This window comes from Staphylococcus ratti (assembly GCF_020883535.1).
GTDB classification, from domain to species: Bacteria; Bacillota; Bacilli; order Staphylococcales; family Staphylococcaceae; genus Staphylococcus; species Staphylococcus ratti.
Genome location: NZ_CP086654.1, coordinates 1,834,278 through 1,851,221, shown reverse-complemented (window position 1 = coordinate 1,851,221; position 16,944 = coordinate 1,834,278). Strand labels below are relative to the sequence as shown.

The 16,944-nt window shown below is 35.4% G+C and carries 16 protein-coding genes and 3 pseudogenes; 15 read left to right on the top strand and 4 right to left on the bottom strand.

Annotated features, from left to right (window positions below; all coding sequences use genetic code 11):
- Positions 1-6: 6 nt before the first annotated feature.
- The 8 genes and pseudogenes from LN051_RS11430 to LN051_RS08865 all read left to right on the top strand — a co-directional run bounded on the left by LN051_RS11430 (position 7) and on the right by LN051_RS08865 (position 6,482).
- Positions 7-1,242: pseudogene (locus tag LN051_RS11430) on the top strand (phage baseplate upper protein).
- A gap of 46 nt (positions 1,243-1,288) precedes the next feature.
- Positions 1,289-1,787 (top strand): annotated as a pseudogene (locus tag LN051_RS11525) (phage holin).
- Positions 1,765-3,147 carry an N-acetylmuramoyl-L-alanine amidase gene (locus LN051_RS08890; protein ID WP_229292183.1) on the top strand — a complete coding sequence of 461 codons (1,383 nt, stop codon included), beginning with the start codon at positions 1,765-1,767 and terminating at the stop codon, positions 3,145-3,147. Before LN051_RS11525 ends, LN051_RS08890 begins: the two are co-directional and overlap by 23 nt.
- Positions 3,148-3,272: 125 nt before the next feature.
- The gene (locus LN051_RS08885; RefSeq protein ID WP_229292182.1) at positions 3,273-3,914 is read left to right on the top strand and encodes a DUF3800 domain-containing protein; all 642 of its coding nucleotides are present in this window, start codon (positions 3,273-3,275) and stop codon (positions 3,912-3,914) included.
- 206 nt (positions 3,915-4,120) lie between these two features.
- Positions 4,121-4,345, top strand: a pseudogene (locus LN051_RS08880) (CHAP domain-containing protein); the annotation flags it as partial.
- Positions 4,346-4,390: 45 nt separating this feature from the next.
- The gene (locus LN051_RS08875; protein ID WP_229292181.1) at positions 4,391-4,573 is read left to right on the top strand and encodes a hypothetical protein; all 183 of its coding nucleotides are present in this window, start codon (positions 4,391-4,393) and stop codon (positions 4,571-4,573) included.
- Between the two features lie 202 nt (positions 4,574-4,775).
- The gene (locus tag LN051_RS08870) at positions 4,776-5,357 is read left to right on the top strand and encodes a hypothetical protein (protein WP_229292180.1); all 582 of its coding nucleotides are present in this window, start codon (positions 4,776-4,778) and stop codon (positions 5,355-5,357) included.
- 372 nt (positions 5,358-5,729) lie between these two features.
- Positions 5,730-6,482, top strand: coding sequence for a peptidoglycan recognition protein family protein (locus LN051_RS08865; RefSeq protein WP_229292179.1), 753 nt, complete (start codon positions 5,730-5,732; stop codon positions 6,480-6,482).
- 97 nt (positions 6,483-6,579) lie between these two features.
- Here LN051_RS08865 and LN051_RS08860 read toward each other — a convergent pair whose 3' ends face one another.
- Positions 6,580-7,152 carry a hypothetical protein gene (locus tag LN051_RS08860; protein WP_229292178.1) on the bottom strand — a complete coding sequence of 191 codons (573 nt, stop codon included), beginning with the start codon at positions 7,150-7,152 and terminating at the stop codon, positions 6,580-6,582.
- A gap of 421 nt (positions 7,153-7,573) precedes the next feature.
- On the opposite strand from LN051_RS08860, the gene LN051_RS08855 reads away from it, so the two are divergent.
- The gene (locus tag LN051_RS08855; RefSeq protein ID WP_229292177.1) at positions 7,574-7,774 is read left to right on the top strand and encodes a cold shock domain-containing protein; all 201 of its coding nucleotides are present in this window, start codon (positions 7,574-7,576) and stop codon (positions 7,772-7,774) included.
- Between the two features lie 64 nt (positions 7,775-7,838).
- Here the strand turns inward: LN051_RS08855 and LN051_RS08850 are convergent, their stop codons facing one another.
- A complete protein-coding gene (locus LN051_RS08850; RefSeq protein WP_229292176.1) occupies positions 7,839-8,042 on the bottom strand; it encodes a TM2 domain-containing protein in 204 nt (67 codons plus the stop codon).
- 161 nt (positions 8,043-8,203) lie between these two features.
- On the opposite strand from LN051_RS08850, the gene LN051_RS08845 reads away from it, so the two are divergent.
- Complete coding sequence (locus LN051_RS08845) at positions 8,204-8,983, top strand: VOC family protein (RefSeq protein WP_229292175.1); 780 nt, start codon at positions 8,204-8,206, stop codon at positions 8,981-8,983.
- Positions 8,984-9,117: 134 nt separating this feature from the next.
- On the opposite strand, the gene LN051_RS08840 is transcribed toward LN051_RS08845, so the two are convergent.
- Positions 9,118-10,623 carry a M4 family metallopeptidase gene (locus LN051_RS08840; RefSeq protein ID WP_229292174.1) on the bottom strand — a complete coding sequence of 502 codons (1,506 nt, stop codon included), beginning with the start codon at positions 10,621-10,623 and terminating at the stop codon, positions 9,118-9,120.
- 205 nt (positions 10,624-10,828) lie between these two features.
- On the opposite strand from LN051_RS08840, the gene LN051_RS08835 reads away from it, so the two are divergent.
- Both LN051_RS08835 and LN051_RS08830 read left to right on the top strand, forming a co-directional pair.
- Positions 10,829-11,317 (top strand): GNAT family N-acetyltransferase, encoded by a 489-nt coding sequence (locus LN051_RS08835; RefSeq protein WP_229293659.1) that lies wholly within the window; start codon positions 10,829-10,831, stop codon positions 11,315-11,317.
- Between the two features lie 750 nt (positions 11,318-12,067).
- On the top strand, positions 12,068-12,724 hold the full coding sequence (locus LN051_RS08830; protein ID WP_229292173.1) for a DUF4887 domain-containing protein: 657 nt from the start codon (positions 12,068-12,070) through the stop codon (positions 12,722-12,724).
- Between the two features lie 44 nt (positions 12,725-12,768).
- On the opposite strand, the gene LN051_RS08825 is transcribed toward LN051_RS08830, so the two are convergent.
- A complete protein-coding gene (locus LN051_RS08825; protein ID WP_229292172.1) occupies positions 12,769-13,017 on the bottom strand; it encodes a hypothetical protein in 249 nt (82 codons plus the stop codon).
- 295 nt (positions 13,018-13,312) lie between these two features.
- On the opposite strand from LN051_RS08825, the gene LN051_RS08820 reads away from it, so the two are divergent.
- The 3 genes from LN051_RS08820 to LN051_RS08810 all read left to right on the top strand — a co-directional run bounded on the left by LN051_RS08820 (position 13,313) and on the right by LN051_RS08810 (position 16,844).
- Positions 13,313-14,338, top strand: a complete 1,026-nt coding sequence (locus LN051_RS08820) for a sugar-binding transcriptional regulator (protein ID WP_229292171.1) — start codon at positions 13,313-13,315, stop codon at positions 14,336-14,338.
- A 148-nt stretch (positions 14,339-14,486) separates the two neighbouring features.
- Positions 14,487-15,494, top strand: a complete 1,008-nt coding sequence (gene gap / locus LN051_RS08815) for a type I glyceraldehyde-3-phosphate dehydrogenase (RefSeq protein ID WP_229292170.1) — start codon at positions 14,487-14,489, stop codon at positions 15,492-15,494.
- Between the two features lie 159 nt (positions 15,495-15,653).
- Positions 15,654-16,844, top strand: a complete 1,191-nt coding sequence (locus LN051_RS08810) for a phosphoglycerate kinase (protein WP_229292169.1) — start codon at positions 15,654-15,656, stop codon at positions 16,842-16,844.
- Positions 16,845-16,944 lie beyond the last annotated feature (100 nt).

Genomic DNA, 16,944 nt, shown 5'->3' with positions numbered 1-16,944 from the left:
GTATTAATGGTATATAAAATAGCCAATGTTACAACCAATATAAACAACAAAGATGTATCTGTGGGCGACATTGGAAGTCGCTTCTATACAGAAGATGAAAATACGGTTGTTGTACGTATCAGAATAAACTACGAGGGTAAGCCAGTAGATTTAACTAAAACAGATATGCAACCGAAGCTGGATTTATTTTTAGAAGACGGTTCGATTATGTTAAATTAACCTGTCGAAAAGCTAATGCCTGCAAGTGGGCTAGTTCAATACAACGTGCCTGTCAAAGTGATAAAACACGTTGGTAAGGTTGATTGTAAGTTATTTTTAGAAAACGAAAGACAATCTATTCACGTTGCAAACTTCTCATTCAACATTGTTGATAGTGGCGTAGAGAAAGCTGTACAAAAAGAGGTAACTGTAACACTTGTTGACGACGCCGTGAGAAGAATCGTTAAAGAGAACGCTATTCAATTGTTAGGTGATGACTTTGAGCCAAAGTTGAAAAATGATGTGTTTGAATATTTAAGCGAACACGCAGATTTATTCAAAGGCGCTAAGGGCGACACTGGTCTAACTGGAGAGCGTGGACCTAAGGGCGATGTTGGACCACAAGGCGAGCAAGGCATACAAGGTGTAGCAGGACCACAAGGACAGAAAGGCGAGCCTGGCGCTAAAGGGGAACGAGGCGAGAAAGGAGACATTGGTCCTCAAGGTGTACAAGGACCTAAGGGAGAGACTGGACAAGCAGGACCGCGAGGAGAAGCGGGCCCTCAAGGTGATGTTGGACCCGCTGGACCTAAAGGCGATACTGGTGTGCAAGGTTTAAGAGGTTTACAAGGTCCTAAAGGCGACACAGGACCACAAGGACCCGCTGGCACTTCGCCTATCAAAAGTGATACAGGGTGGATTAACTTCACTTTAATCAACGGCGTAGTTGAATACGGCTCGTCATACACGCCAAAATATAGATTAATCAATCTTGATGGCGCATATATATTGACGTTGAAAGGTGCTGTTAAAGGTATTACCAAGCCGAATGTGACCATTGGACAACTGCCCTCAAACATATCAACTTATATTAGCGACATCTTCCCATTCTCACAAATTGGAAGTAACAAAGGCGGGGTAGCTTCAAATATACGTTGGGGCATAAATACAAGTGGAGGTGTGGTTATGGAAAATACTTCATACGCCTCATCTTCAATGACAGACAGCGATTTCTACCCAATCAATTGCACAATCATACTATAAGTCGACTATTAACGTAGTCGGCTTTTTATTTTAGGAGATGAATTTAATGGATATTAATTGGAAACTAAGATTTCAAAACAAGGCGGACAAGTTTAGTAAGTGCCGTTTTACTTTTTATTAAACAAGTTACAGAAGTTTTCGGAATAGATTTATCAAATCAGTTAGAACAAATTAGCGGTGTTATTGGCACTATTTTAATGTTGCTTGCTGGTTTAGGTATCATCACAGACCCTACCACAAAGGGGGTGGCTGACACGGGCATTGCGCAGACGTATCAGAAACCTAGAGACAGTAGCAATCCAGAAGAATATGTTAACTGGGAATCACAAAACAAATCTCAAGGCGCTCTTAAATATCATGCTCCTGAGTATGTTGATGAGCTACAAAAAGAAGTGGTTGAGCATGAAGAAGGTTTAAGAGATGTTGAGGACAATACAAGACTTGTGAGTAATTATGATTCAGACATCAACAACTCTGGAGTTAAATTAGATGTTCATGAAAGTGTTGAGGGGGTAGTTGCAGATGAAAACTCAAGCACAGATTGATAGTTTAGTAAACAGCTATGTTGGGAAATATGTTGATTTTGATGGTTATTATGCCTTCCAATGTATGGATTTAGCTGTTGACTATGTTTATAGAATGACAGATGGAAAGACTCGTATGTGGGGAAATGCTAAAGACGCTCCCTCTAACTCACTTCCTGCTGGATGGAAAGTTATTAGAAACGAAGCAAGCACAGTACCAAAGAAAGGTTGGATAGCTGTTTGGACTGAAAAACAATATGCTCGATGGGGACATATTGGTCTGGTTTATAATGGAGGAAACGCTAGAAGTTTCCAAGTATTAGAACAAAACTTTGATGGTAATGCAAATACACCTGCAAGATTAAGATGGGACGATTATTCAGGTTTAACACATTTCTTAGTCCCGCCAGTAAGCAATACTCCTTCATCTTCTGGAGCTATTAAAACAGTTTCAGATATTAAAACTCCTAGCAAGAAGCGTAAAATTATGCTTGTGGCAGGGCATGGATACAGTGATCCAGGTGCAGTGGGAAATGGTACAAATGAGCGTGATTTTATTCGTGCAAATGTAACCAAAAGAGTTAAGGCTTATCTTGAAAAAGAAGGTCATGAAGTTGCATTGTATGGCGGAAACAATCAGTCTCAAGACATATTCCAAGATACTGCTCATGGACAAAATATTGGGAACACTAGAGATTATGGTTTATACTGGGTTAAAAACCAAGGCTATGACATTGTGGTAGAGTTCCATTTAGATGCTGCAGGAGCAAGCGCAAGTGGCGGACATACAATCATTCCTTATGGCTTAAAAGCTGACAGTGTAGACACAGGTATTCAGAAAGCAATTGAGAAGCATGTAGGGACTATTAGAGGCATTACAGGACGTTCTAATTTATTAAACTGTAATGTGGCTAAACAAATTGGAATCAACTACAGACTTGTTGAATTAGGGTTTATCACTAACAGTGGAGATATGAGTAAAATTAAAAATAATATTGACGCCTATTGCAAAGATATTGCCTCTGCTATTAGCGGAGCTGCTATAAAAACAGGTCTAGGAAGCTCTGCTAAACCTAAGACAAAAACAGCTCCTCAAGGTTGGAATAAGAACAAATATGGTATCTTGTGGAAAACAGAAAAAGGAAGTTTTACTTGTCAAGTGCCACAAGGAATTATTACTCGAAGAACAGGACCAGGAAGAAATTTCCAACAAGCAGGGGTTCTTAAGAAGGGTCAAACTGTAAATTATACAGAAGTTCAAAAAAATGATGGTTTTGTATGGATTAGTTGGATGACTAATTCTGGTTATGAAGTGTATATGCCAATTAGACAAATCAAACCAGATGGCAGCTTAGGACCATTATGGGGAAGCATAAAATAATAAAGTGTGCTATAATAGAAAACGAAATATCTGTGCAAGTGCAATTAGAAAAGGCTATCCGTTGTGGGTAGCCTGTTTTTTTATGGTATAATATATTCGATTTTACTTAAACTGGGAGAGAAAACATGGAAATTAAGGTAGCTTTGGATGAATCGGGGAATTTTGGTAGAGATGGAGAGTATGTGGTAGTTGGTGGCTTACAAGTTATAAACAGCAAGCCAATTCAAAATTTTATGAAAAAACAAGAATTGAAATTCAAAAAAATGTACCCTAAAGATTTTGAAATTCAAGAAATAAAACATAATAATTCATATCCTGCTATGAAACATCATTACATTAATAAAATAGTTGAAAAAGCAGAAAAAATTCATTATTGTATTTCAAACAAACGCAATTGTGACCCTAAAATGTTAGAAGATGAGAACATTTTATATAATTATATGGTATTTAGGATTGTTAAACGAATAATTACTCAAAACCCTGATTTAAAAAAGCTAACTTTGTTGTTGGACAATAGAACAACTAAAATTACAAGACGTGATAGTTTAGTTGATTATTTAAAAGGTAAGGTTTATTTCGATTTAAATAGACCTGATGTCGAATTAATAGTTAAAATGTTAGATAGTGAAAATTCTAGATTAATCCAAGCTGCAGACTTTATTGCAGGTTCGATATATCATTACTATACATATAACAACAGCTTATGCTATAATTTACTTAAAGAAAAACTTGACTGTAAATATCATTATCCTTATAATAACTTTTAGTGCACACGTAAACCTGTGTATTCCGTGCTCAATTACAAGAAGCATAAAGGCGTATAACCGTCCTCGGATACATAGTGGTGTGCACTCTTTTTATGTTATAATTTAAATGATCAAAGGCAAGTGCCTGCTAAATATTGGGCTTGCCTCTTTTTTGTGCTTTTTTAGCACGAATGAAAAGATAATGTGGTATATTTGAATATGACAAAAAGGGGACTTATTTTAATGCGAAAGTAGATGGATTAGGAGCTACATCAGCCACGAGATATGGAGAGAGTAGAGCGAACTACAAATTTAATGTAGGAAAAGCTGAGTATACGCCGGGTACATTGATTTACGTATTTGAAATCATCGATGGTTGGTGTCGTATTTATTGGAATAATCATAACGAGTGGATTTGGCATGAAAGGTTAATTGTGAAAGAAGTGTTTTGATGATAATTAAGGGGTGATCGTAATGACCGCCCCTTAATAATAATTTTGAGTGGTTTAATTTTCTGGAGTTACAACAACATTATTAAAGTTAAAAAACATATTGACAATGCGATATTTAAACTTGCACCGTTTAAAAATGGCCGCCCTAATTTAAACTTAGACACAGCTAAAACACTTGCTATAGTCATTATTGGAGGACTCAGTAAAATATATAAGGTTATGAAATGAGTGTTATTAAAATAGAGTGAAACAATATAACCAACCCACCCTAGATATGCTGTAATTACTTTGCTATTTTAGAATATAGATAAGAGTAATTCGAAAGGCTGTCCTTAAGGGCGGCTCTTTTTTATTTTTTGATAAAAAAGAAATGTAAAAAGTATAAAATTATATCATTTTATTTAAGTATAAAAACCGTAATTGTGATATAGTGTATTTATTAGATTTAAAATCTAAAATAAAAAATGAAAAGAGAGATATAATGAAATTAAAAAAAACGCTAACATCTTTAGTTTTAGCAGCAGCAGTAGCAACTCCTTTTGTGCAATACTCTGAAATAAACGCGGAAGAGAAGGCTAATAACCATTTAGACTACATAGAAAACACACTAGCGAACCACGGATGGGATTGGAATGGTATTAATGGTTATGAAGCTCTAGATCTTGCTAATGTATACTGGAACCATATTTTTGGACATGCTCTTAAAGGTGAAAAACCAAAAGACATTTTAACTGAAAATGATTTTAAAAATGAAGCAGTTGTGTATAAGTACGAAGAAGGGTTTGAAGCACAAACAGGTGATTTATTTGTAATGGAAAATGGGAAAAATGGTGATGGACACGTTGGTATTGTAGTTAACACCTTAAGAGAAGAAGATGATAAAACATTCTTTGTTTTAGAACAAGATTGGCTTGGCGGTGGAAAGAGTAAAAAAGAATTAGCTAGATATAATACTCAGACTTATGATTATGAGGAATTCGGACAGATGTATTTCATTAGACCTTTAAAATAAGTTTGGATAACTGTGAGTGCAAAGATAACTATAATTTAGAAAGCGACCAATAAACAGGTCGCTTTTGTTATAGTCACATCATGGTCACAAAACGCTTATAAAGCTTGTGAAATCAACATATTTAATCTCTCTCGAGGGGGTTTTTGCAAACAAGTTGCAATCAAAAAGGACTAAAACCGTGTTTTGTTTCATGGTTTTAGTCCTTTTTTAGAATTAAGAGCAAGTAAATACAATGTTATTTTTAATATTAGTGAACAAATGATGAACTTAAATTTTTGCTATTGACTTAATTTATTAAAAGAGTAATATGAATAATGAAAAAGTATTTAATAGTATTATTATTTTAATTAATTTAAAGGAGGTCCAATAGCAATGAAATATTTATCTGTCCTCGTCACTTTGATATTTATGTTAGCAGTTTTTGCACCAAACACTTATGCCAAAAGCACATTGTCTCCCTTAAAATCAACATCTTCACCTTTTGATCATCCGATTTCTCCAAATAGTGAAGCTTCTAAACTACCAAAAGAATTTGCACCGACGCATTATCCAGATGTTAATCAATACATTATTCAAAATCAAATTAAGCATTCTAAGGTTGTAAAGGATAGCCGAATGAACACGCTACCTAAATTACCTTATAAGTATGGCACATATCAGGGGATTGTTATTCATGAAGTTGGTGAAGACAATAGTACTTTAACTCAATGGGTAGATCGTATGTATGAAACATATGAAACAGCCTTTGTCCACGCGTTTGTAGATAACAACGAGATTCATTTAACAGCACCTGCTGAATATTATGTATGGGGTGCTGGTAAAGAAGCAAATCCATACTTCTATCAAATAGAAGTGGTGCGTACATATACGTTTGATGATTTTGCGAAATCAGTGAATAATCAAGCATGGCTTGCAGCATATATGTTAAAACAAAAGAATCTAACACCAACGCTTGCCGATGACAATGAAGGTATCGGTACGATTATAAGCCACAATGCAGTAGGAAAATATTGGGGTGGCACAGATCACACTGATCCAATTGCATATTATGCAAAATGGGGTTATGATATGCATCAATTTTTTGACCTCGTTAATTATCACTACAATCATATGGATGCTGTATAAAGTAAACCAATATTTTTATATCGTTAATCGTTTTTCAAAGGTTATATTTAACCAAAAAGAACACGTCCTTTTAAAGGACATGTTCTTTTTGGTTAAATTACTTTGTCTTTACGATTTTCTCCACTTTTTCTGCAGTCTCTTTACCTAAATATTTCTCCACATCGTGAATAGACACCTTGTCTAGATTATATTCATCTAATGTTTTTGTATTTTTGTCCATATTTTTTTCATATTCATCAGCGGAAATCTCATTATTTATTAGTTTTTCCGTATCAGTTCCCAAATTGTTAAAGAAGCCACCTATGGTTTGGTTAGACTGTAAAAAGCGTTTTTCAATGTCTTTTAAGTCTTCAGGTACCTTAGCATCATATTTTTGAGACTCAAAGCTTTTACGAGATTTTTCAAATATATTAGCTTGAGTTTTAATGGTTTTAACAAACTTTTTTGGATTAGAGGCGTCAACGATACTTACTTTCTCCGAAAAGTTATCATAAGCATCAAGTTCCCTGTTAACAAATGCTTTCAAGTTGGCCTTATATTTTTTTAATTCGTCTTCTTTTTGATGGTTTTCTGACTTCGCTTCTTTTTTACTGTTGCTATCGTTTTGACCGCATGCACTTAGTACTAAAAAGCTCGATAAGCTAATTACCGCAATTTGTTTGAATTTCATAATTTAATAACCCCTTTTTATATATAATCATAAAATCTTGACCATAAATACAATATTTTTAAATAAATATGGATCGCAATTATTATAGCAAAAAAGGCGTAGCAATATTAGCATTTATTTCAAAACATTTACACTAATATATCCTTTTGTTACTGAATATATTATCTGCTGTCCACGCAGTCCTTTGAAAAGTGGATTTTTATAACGTATGATGTGTATAAGTTACTATTATAAAATGGATATATTACACATATTTATAACTTTTGGTTTACTTTAGTCAACATTGCGTGTATAGTTGAGTTTATCGTAATAAAAGATCGTGAAGTTGAATTGTAGTTTATTATTTTAGAATATGCTCCTTTTAATGAATGAAATTTTTTTACAAATAAAATGTGCTTAATGCACAACGGAGGTATTCTTTATGTATAGTGGTACAGTAAAATGGTTTAACGCAGAAAAAGGTTTTGGATTTATTGAGCGCCAAGATGGAGATGATGTATTCGTACATTTCTCAGCAATCGTTGGAGAGGGCTACAAATCTTTAGAAGAAGGTCAAAATGTTGATTTTGAAATCGTTAATGGCGACCGCGGCGAGCAAGCAGCAAACGTTGTTAAAATGTAATTAATCATAAAAAGAAAGCGGAAGTGGGATAAAGCATCCTTACTTCCGCTTTTTTTGTGTTTCATTATAAACTTACACGACCGTATTCATCTGATGGAATCAGTAGAACGCGAATGGCACTAATAATAGCAATAATGTGGGGAATACCAGTCCAAAAGAATGCGATGTGTAAAAGACCTTGAATTGGCTTACCAGCATAAAATTTATGGATACCAAATGAACCTAAAAATAAGGCTAATAAGATATAAGCTAATTTATTCACTTGCATTGTAAAACCTCCTTTTATTTTGCATGATTCGCATATATTAAATATAAGCGATAGCGTGCTTTATTTCCATTAAAGTGTCTATTCAATGAAAACATGATGATTGTAATTCTGAATGGACTTAGGTATAATAATTATACTTAAAAACACAAAGGAGTTACACTATGAATTTTCATGATAACAGAGCGATACATGTTAACCGTATTACATTAAATGTAGCCAATTTAGAGAAGCAAACGCATTTTTATCAAGCGATTGTAGGTTTACCGATTAAATCGCAATCAAAGCAACAAGTTGTTTTTTCAATAGGAACGAAAGGGCATGAACTGGTTTTAAATGATCTAAAAGAAGGTCGTCAAGCAACACCTTATGAAGCAGGATTGTTTCATATTGCATTTTTATTAGACTCAGTTAACCAATTAGGTGCGCTAATTAAACATCTTTCGTCGTTTAATATTCCTATCGGTGGTGGGGATCATTTAGTCAGTCAAGCAATCTATTTTACTGATACTGAAGGTAATGGAATTGAAGTCTATGTAGATCGAGATGCACGTACGTGGGAATGGCAAAATCAAATGGTCAAAATGGATACTTTACCTTTAGATATTGAAAGCATTATAGGAGAAGCCGAAAGTACTATTTGGGAAGGTATGCATAAAAATGCTCAAATCGGTCACTTACATTTGAAAGCAAGTGATTTAAAAGAAGGACGCTTATTTTATGAGCGTATTGGTTTCAACGTCGCTTCGACGTTACCACAAGCGTTTTTTATGTCAGACAAACAATATCATCATCATTTGGCGCTAAATACATGGCAATCTCATCAAAAGCGTAAAAGTCCTCTAGAAACATATGGTTTAAGCACTTTTAATGTCGTTATTCCAAATGGAAAAGTGGATGAACATGTGACACCTGAAGGATTAATATTAACAATAAACAAATAAAAAAATAAGAAGGGATGGATCGACAAATTCAATAGAATATTGTCATTCCATCCCTTCATTTTATGAAGGAGTATTAGGATATTGAGTTAGTGTATATATTTTAAAATTTAAACGCAATCGTTATGTTTAAAAACTTAGAGTCCCACTTCATTCCAAGCTTCTGTTACTTTTTCTTTTGCGCTTTCACCGTATAAATCTTCTGCTGATTGTTCAAGCGCACGTTTAGCATCTTTGAATTGAGATGTTGAAGTTAAGTATTCAGTAAGTGCGCGGTAGTAGATTTTTTCGGATTTTTCTTTTCCTAATTTTTCAGTTGTTAAGTAAGCTGCTTTATTTGGAATACCAGAGTTGATATGAACACCACCGTTATCATAATCTACATTTTGGTAATCGTCCATGTGTGCAGGTTGATCAAACTGAGTAGGATCGCTGAAGCTACGGATTGCTTTGTCTGGACCAGGATTGATGAATAAGTCTTCACCTAATAAAGTATCGTCTGGATCAATGAAGTATGAAAAAACGTCAGAGAAACTTTCGTTTAATGCACCTGGTTGATCACGGTAAACAAGTCCAGCAGTTTGTTGCGTCACACCATGTGTGATTTCGTGTGCAACAACATCGTCAGCAGCAGAAAAACTGTGCGTTTCTTGTCCATCACCGTCACCGTAAATCATTTTATCGCCTAACCAAGCAGCGTTTTTACTGTTATCGCGGCCTCTGAATTTGTTCACGTGAGTGATAGAATCGATAGGGCTACCTTTATCGTCATATGAATCTCTGTTGTGTACTTCTTTGTAGTAATCATAAACTTTACCAGCGTAGAAGTTAGCATCTACACCCGCTTTTTGATCATCAGAGTCAAAAGTAGTATCTTCATCTGTAATTAAGTGCGTAGCATTTGTGTATTGATCATAAGTAAATGCTGCTAATTTACCATTACGTGTAAGGTCTTCTAATGAGTAACCATCTTGAGTAGAGTTGATATTAATCTCTTTTTCATCATTACGAACACCTACGCCTTTACCAACTTCTGCAGCATGGTGAACTAAGTCTTGTTTTTCAACAACTTCTCCAGTTTTAGCATCGATTTGAACTTTCCAGTGAGATGGCTTAGGATCAATTGTTGTTAATTCTACTTCATAAACAAATTTGTTTTTGTCACTGTTAATGACAACTTCACTTGATTTAACTACTTCATCATCAGCATTTTTAGCTTCGTTACGGTTAATGTCGACAGCTTTAAATGCCTTGTTAATAGCATCCTCTTTGCTTAGCGAAACGTTGTTTTTAGGTTTTACTTCTGGTGCTTTTAATTCACCATTGACCATTACAACTTTACCTTTTGGGTTTACGTGTACTTTCACTTCACGGTCTTTAGCAATGTGTTTGTCCACTTTAGGGTAAAGTGTGTAGTGTGTGAAGCCCATGTTGTCCTTTTGTTCTTTTTCAATGCTGTAGTACTTAGTGTAGTTTTTAATGCCTTTCTCTGGTGCTGCCTCTTTGAGTGACTCCATCACGTCAGCTTTACTTTTGACAGTGAGTGGGCCAGTAGGTGCTACAGTTTCAGCCTTAGCGAGTGGTGTGTAGACCGTACCTAAGAGAGATAAAGATAATGCACAAATTCCAAGTTTTTGATACATGTAAAAAAACCTCCTAATTAAAAGATAAATTTATTATATCATAAAGTATGGAATAAATAACAAACATATTTTAAGATAAAAAATCGCTTCACATAGTGTGGTCTGCCATTGTACAATATCTCTAAATGACGTTAGGCATTATGATAGCGCTTAATTTATTGTTTATTCTAAAAAATGAGAAAAATATATTGAGGAAGGTGTCATGATGATAAGAGAAGCAAAGATAGAGGATATTGAAGTGATTACAGAGATTTATAATCATGCGATCCGTCATACAACGGCAGTGTATACTTATGATGAAACGTCGCTCGAAGAACGTGAAACTTGGTTTAATAAAAAGAAAAATGAGGGATGGCCGATATGGGTTTATGAATATGAAGGCGCGGTTGCTGGATTTGCAACATTTGGTTCCTTTAGAGATTGGCCTGCTTATCAATATACAGTAGAACATTCAATTTACGTCAGTGACTTATATAGAAGAAAAGGGATAGCTTCGAAGCTTTTGACACATCTTATTAATGACGCAACGACAAGAGGCTATCAAACGATTGTGGCAGGGATTGATACGATGAATGAAGGCAGTATGCATTTGCACAAAGCGCAAGGGTTTAAGTTGATGGGCGTGCTAGAAAAAGTTGGTTATAAATTTGATCGATGGCTAGACTTAGCCTTTTATCAATTACAATTAAAATAACAAAAAGGAAGAGTGGGGGAGAAAGGCTTGTCTCACTTTTTAAATGTATAGCATCCATGAGGCGTAGAGGTTTTAGAATAGAAGCTGTTGAACACGACGTGTGCGTCTGAGTTAGAAATTACAAACAACTTACTCTTGACGCCACCGCTGACCAATTTTATCTATGCGACCTGTAATTAGAAATTTTGCCATTCTATGCATCTAATTGGGTGTGTTCAAAAAGAGGCCAAAAACCTGTCAATAAATGCTCACAAATGGCATGTTTATTTTTTCACAATGAGCGTTATAATAAAAGTGCCTTCGAAAATAGGTTTATTAACCCATCTCTTAATTAGCGTATACCCCATAATATACGACGAAGGTTTAACTCCCTTTAGTAGTGAGACCAGAATGATGCAGCATTCTGGTCTTATCTTTGTTTTTTATTGAAAAATTGAGCAATTAATTTCATAACGACCACACGAATAATAATTCTGAAAATAGACTTTAACATGAGTGTCCTCCTCTTATATATCAATTTTTTCTATATATTTTCCTTGGTTGATATGGAAGTAAACGTTTTTTCTAAAATAAGACAAACATTTTCGTTGAAATGTTCTATTAAACGTTTATTTTTATTTTTAGACATAGAGTTGTTATAATGATAGATATTGAATAGAAGGTTTGACGTTCAGTTGACAAGTTGAACAAAATAATTCCGAGTCATCACGAGTATAAACACAAGTAAGTTATATAAAGTGAGGTCAGATTATGGGATTAAATAATCAAATGCCCCCGTCTAGACAAAATGACAAACGCGCTAAAAAAATAGCTACAGGCTGTTTGAGTATACTCGTTATTTTACTGTTAATAGGCGGATTGATATTTGCAATTTTTGCTTTTGTTGATCAATCACACCGTGGGAATGAGCGACTCCAAGAAAAATCTGCAGAAGAATACCAAAAGCAAAAAGAAGAAGAAAAAGCAAAAGAGAGAAAAAAACGTGCTGAAGAGAAAAAAGAGCGTGAGAAAAGGTTAGAAGCGCAAGAGGCTCAACGTCAAGCAATGCAAGCTTCAATCGAACAAGAACGCCAAGCTTCCATAGAGCAAGCACGTCAAGCGTCTATTGAAGCGGCACGCCAGGCTCGAAATAAAGCACGTACAACAGAGCAACCAACGAAAGAAAATAAGAAAGAGAAGCCATCATCAGAAGAACAAAAGTCTTCAACGGAAGAAAAGCAAACACAAGAAAAATCGACTCAAGAAAAGCCAACGCAGGAAAAACCAACACAAGAACGTACTACAGAACCGGCCTCTCCTTCTCAACCGTCAACAGAGGAACGGCGTACGCAGCAATCAACAGAAGCACATCATTCAACACAAACACGTCAAAGTCGTGAGTCAGCGTCACAAACTACAGACCCATAACCTAAAAAGCCCCTGAACATAGACGATTTGTTCAGGGGTAATTTTTACCAAAAAAACATATTTAAAAGTATCGTTAAAATGATAGAGATAACAATAGAAACTAAACAGCCTGGGAGACATCCGAAAGGTGTACAACCGTAAGATTGATAGTAAATATGTCTACCTCCACGTGAGTCTTCATTATAAAAATCTCGTTCTTGAGAACGATTGTTTTGGCGATGAAAGTCCTCAGGTCTTTTATAACGAGGATCATCAGGGTCTATAACTTCGGGTTCATCATTTGAAAAGTGCATATTGCATCCTCCTTTATTTACGAGTATGAGGCATACTTTATATGTACCCATTCATGTTTAAGGTCAGACATTTTCGTGAAAATAGAACTAACTGGTCGTTATATTTCTATCTGTTTGGGACGTTTTTTGTCCAGGTGATTTAGGAGCGGGATTGTTTTTGACTTGCGTTTTTATTTTATCCATAGTAATATGAAAATGTAAACAGGTTATATTTTTTTGTGACTGACGGGACTAAATTTGTCAACGCTTGGCTCAAACTTGACCATCCTGTTTCGCAAATAAGGAGGCATGCCTCTTGAAAAATATCATTCAAGTGCAGCAAAGAATTGTTCCTGATTTGGTAGACAAGATGTATCGGCGTTTTTCAATTTTAAGTACCATCCAAAAGTATCAACCTGTCGGACGCCGAACGCTTAGCGAAAAATTAAATCTTACAGAAAGGGTGTTACGTTCTGAAACAAACCTTTTGAAAGAACAAGATTTAATTTTAGTCAAACCTACAGGAATGACACTGACTAATGTTGGTGTCGATGTCTTAAGTGAACTTAATATTTATTTTAATAACTATACAGATTATCATAGCTTAGCGAAGCAAATTAAAGATTTGTATCAAATTAAAGAAGTTCATGTAGTACCTGGTAATAGCGAAAAAGACTTAAGTGTTAAAGTCGAAATGGGGCGCATTGCAGGGCAATTATTAGAAAAACAATTATATAAGGACGCAATTGTTGCTGTGACCGGCGGTTCTACAATGGCATCTGTAAGTGATGCGATGTCATCATTACCTTATAAGGTATTATTTGTGCCTGCTAGAGGCGGCCTTGGTGAAAATGTTGTTTTCCAAGCGAACACCATTTGTTCTACGATGGCACATCGTACAGGTGGAAGCTATACGACATTATATGTTCCTGATAATGTCAGTGAGTTAACGTATCAGAATTTACTCAAAGAACCTGCAGTAATTCAAACACTAGAAAAAATTAAAGATTCACAAATAACAATACATGGCATTGGTGATGCGCTGAAAATGGCAAAAAGACGTCAATCATCACAAGAAGTGATAAAGAAACTTCAACATCATAATGCCGTAGGTGAAGCATTTGGGTATTATTTTGATGAAGATGGCCAAATTATTCACAAAGTCAATACAATTGGACTGCAACTTGAAGAGGTTCGATTGAAAACACACAATTTTGCTGTGGCGGGTGGTTGTTCTAAAGGTAATGCAATAAAAGCATACTTGAAAATAGCCCCTAAAAATACGGTATTAATTACAGATGAAGAAGCAGCAAAAATGATTGTAGGCACAAGCACTAAGTAAAAAAGTAAAAAGTGATTTAATCATAAAGATGCATTGAGATTAGATTGCCTATTTGGTTTTCTAGCATATGCATTCGTCTATCGGGAAACAATGATTCACAGTAGGGTGGTATATCACTTTTTAAATATCATTAAAGGAGGCCATTAACATGGCAGTAAAAGTAGCAATTAACGGATTTGGTAGAATTGGTCGTTTAGCATTCAGAAGAATTCAAGACGTAGAGAACATTGAGGTTGTAGCTGTAAACGATTTAACTGACGACGACATGCTTGCACATTTATTAAAATATGACACGATGCAAGGACGTTTTACTGAAGAAGTAGATGTAATTGATGGTGGTTTCCGCGTAAATGGTAAAGAAGTGAAATCGTTCTCTGAACCAGAACCATCAAAATTACCTTGGGGTGACCTTGATGTTGACGTTGTTTTAGAATGTACAGGTTTATTCACAGCGAAAGAAAAAGCTGAAGCACATATTCAAGCAGGGGCTAAAAAAGTATTAATCTCTGCACCTGGTACAGGAGATCTTAAAACGATTGTATTTAACGTTAACCATGAAGAATTAGACGGCTCAGAAACTGTGGTTTCAGGTGCTTCATGTACAACAAACTCTTTGGCGCCAGTTGCAAAAACGTTACACGATGAATTTGGTATTGTAGAAGGTTTAATGACAACAATTCACGCTTATACAGGCGATCAAAATACACAAGATTCACCACACAAAAAAGGTGATAAACGTCGTGCGCGTGCAGCAGCAGAAAACATTATCCCTAACTCAACAGGTGCTGCTAAAGCAATCGGTTTAGTAATCCCTGAAATTGATGGCAAATTAGATGGTGGTGCGCAACGTGTACCAGTTGCAACAGGTTCATTAACTGAATTAACGGTAGTATTAGATAAAGAAGTTTCAGTTGAAGAAGTGAACAATGCAATGAAAAATGCAACGAACGAATCTTTCGGTTACACTGAAGACGAAATCGTATCTTCTGACGTTGTAGGTATGACTTTTGGTGCATTATTTGACGCAACACAAACACGTGTAATGACTGTTGGCGATCGTCAATTAGTTAAAGTAGCATCATGGTACGATAACGAAATGTCATATACTGCTCAATTAGTACGCACTTTAGAATATTTAGCAAGTCATGCTAAATAAGCTGAATTATATTATACTAAGTTAAAGGCATATCCTTTAGTTTAACTTATTTAGGTTAAATGTACGTGCTTCTAACTAGAAATTAGCTTATAGTAAGCGGAGGAGCACATCACTTCTCCGCTTATTTTAAAATAACAAGTGTTTTTGAGGAGGATTATTATGGCAAAAAAAGATGTAACAGACGTTTCGTTAAAAGGTAAAGTTGTGTTAGTACGCGCAGATTTCAATGTACCTATGAAAGACGGAGAAATTACAAATGACAACCGTATCGTACAGGCTTTACCAACTTTACAATATATCCTTGAGCAAGGTGGCAAAATCGTTGTTTTCTCTCACTTAGGCAAAGTTAAAGAAGAAAGCGATAAAGAAAAATTAACGCTTGCCCCTGTTGCGAAACGATTATCTGAAAAATTAAACAAAGATGTTACGTTCATCCCTGAAACACGTGGTGAAAAATTAGAATCAGCGATTAATGCACTTAATGACGGCGACGTATTAATGTTTGAAAATACGCGATTTGAAGATTTAGATGGCAAAAAAGAATCTAAAAACGATAGTGAATTAGGTAAATATTGGGCATCATTAGGCGACATTTTTGTTAACGACGCGTTTGGTACAGCACATCGTGAACATGCATCGAATGTTGGGATTTCTACACATTTAGAAACAGTGGCTGGTTTCTTAATGGAAAAAGAGATTAAGTTTATTGGTGGCGTTGTTGAGCATCCTGACAAACCGGTTGTAGCTATTTTAGGCGGCGCAAAAGTATCAGATAAGATTGGTGTTATTGAAAACTTATTAAATATTGCTGATAAAGTCCTAATTGGTGGCGGTATGGCTTATACCTTCTTAAAAGCGCAAGGTAAAGAAATAGGTTTGTCACTTTTAGAAGCGGATAAAATTGATTTTGCAAAAGATTTACTTGAGCGTGCAGGTGACCAAATCGTCTTACCTGTTGATGGTAAAGTAGCAAAAGAATTTTCAAATGATGCTAGTATTACGACAGTCTCTATCGATGAAATCCCAGAAGACCAAGAAGCTATGGACATCGGTCCTGACACAGTTGCATTATTTAAAAAGCAATTAGAAGGTGCGCATACTGTCGTATGGAATGGACCTATGGGCGTATTTGAATTTAGCAACTTTGCTCAAGGAACAATTGGTGTTTGTGAAGCTATTGCTGAATTAAAAGATGCTACAACAATTATTGGCGGTGGCGATTCAGCAGCAGCAGCAATGCAACTCGGTTTTGAAGATGACTTTACACACATTTCTACAGGTGGCGGTGCCTCATTAGAATATTTAGAAGGCAAAGTCTTACCTGGTATTAAAGCAATCGCAGATAAGTAATAAAATAAAGTAATAAAAATTTGCAAGAGATGGGGCATAACAAAATAATTTTTAAGGAACCGTTAAACGTTATTTCGCAGACAAAATGCTTTTTAGAACG